Annotated in this window: 2 protein-coding genes; both read right to left on the bottom strand. The window is 36.8% G+C overall.

The genetic code is table 11. The features are described 5' to 3' along the window. Positions 1 to 531: chemotaxis protein CheB (locus tag E1176_RS00940; RefSeq protein ID WP_155208716.1), on the bottom strand; the 531-nt coding region annotated here is incomplete at its 3' end. 20 nt (positions 532 to 551) lie between these two features. Then, positions 552 to 1,367, bottom strand: a complete 816-nt coding sequence (locus E1176_RS00935) for a CheR family methyltransferase (protein ID WP_155208717.1) — start codon at positions 1,365 to 1,367, stop codon at positions 552 to 554. Positions 1,368 to 1,371 lie beyond the last annotated feature (4 nt).

Genomic DNA, 1,371 nt, shown 5'->3' with positions numbered 1-1,371 from the left:
GTCAATGGTTGTGAGATTTAATGCTGCCTTTGGCATCGTATCAATCATACACTCTGATGGCTCCTGAACGATTGTGAGCCCTTTTCTATCTTTAATACTTTTCATTCCTAAGCCCCCGTCTCGATTGGCGCCAGAAAGTAAAATACCTATTAATTTATCTCTGTAAACATAAGCCGCGGTATTGAGCGTAATGTCTATAGCTGGCCTAGAGTTGTTATACATTCTCTCTGTAGACAACCCGAAATAATTTCCAAGTTCTATAGACATGTGATAGTTTGCAGGAGCTAAATATACTTTACCTTTTTTAATATTCTCTTTATCGTAAGGCTCAGTAACTTCTGCAATACTTTTTATTGACAAAGCTTCTACAAAGCCGTTTCGCACATGCTTAAGTCTGTGCAGACACATAATAATAGGCAAAGGAAAATTAGCTGGAAGTGAGGATAGAATTTTGACGATACCCTGGAAACTTCCTGCAGACCCACCGATGACAACGGCCTTATATCTATTATGTAAATTATATTGACCCATCCTCTGATACAAACAGTCTCTCAGTCTTTAATTTTCTTATACACTTTCTCCTCGTTGTTTACCACAATAAATTTGTTGGCAATATCACACCAAATAAGAGATTCCTTAGAGCCGATGGCCAAATAGCCATATTTAAATAAACTTTCGTGAAATTTTTTGAGCACCTCGTTTTGTAGTGTTTGGTTGAAGTAGATCATAACATTTCTACAAAGAATGAGGTCGAATTTATTAAAAACATCTCCTAAAACGAGGTCATGTTTTCTATAAGAGACATTTTCTACAAGACCAGGATCAAGCACAGCCGTGCCGTTTACCTCTTTATAGTAATCTTTAAGCGTGCCCGTACCTTGGTATCTGATGTAATTTTTTTCATTAAGCTCCATCGACTTAAGGTTATAGACACCAGACTTTGCTCTATTCAATATTTCGGTGTCAAGATCTGTGGCAATTAGCGATACGCTATCTAATATGCCCATTTCCTTTAGCATAATAGCCATGGAGAAAACTTCTTCCCCTGAAGAGCAGCCTGCATGCCAAATTCTGATCTTTTGATGATTTAATAGAATCGCTGGTATAATGTCGTCTCTCAAAACTCTCCAAAAAGGAGGGTCTCTAAACATTTCCGTTACGTTTACGGTGATTTCTGTTAAGAATTCTTCGAGAAAATTTTTGTCATAAAGCTTCTTTATTAATGCATCAATGGTAAGGTTGTGCATCTCTAAAATTCTCACTATTCTCCTCTTGAATGACGACATCGCATAGTTGGTGAAGTCATAACTATGATTAGTCTTCACTAACTCTGTTATTCGCTTTAAGTCTGAGATATCAATTTCCATAATT

The organism is Fulvivirga aurantia, assembly GCF_009711475.1.
Classification (GTDB): domain Bacteria; phylum Bacteroidota; class Bacteroidia; order Cytophagales; family Cyclobacteriaceae; genus Fulvivirga; species Fulvivirga aurantia.
This window is presented reverse-complemented; position numbering and strand designations above follow the sequence as displayed.

What these genes read in the sequence shown, in the direction of transcription:
- E1176_RS00935 (WP_155208717.1), bottom strand. Translation starts at nt 1,367, where the DNA reads ATGGAAATTGATATCTCAGACTTAAAGCGAATAACAGAGTTAGTGAAG.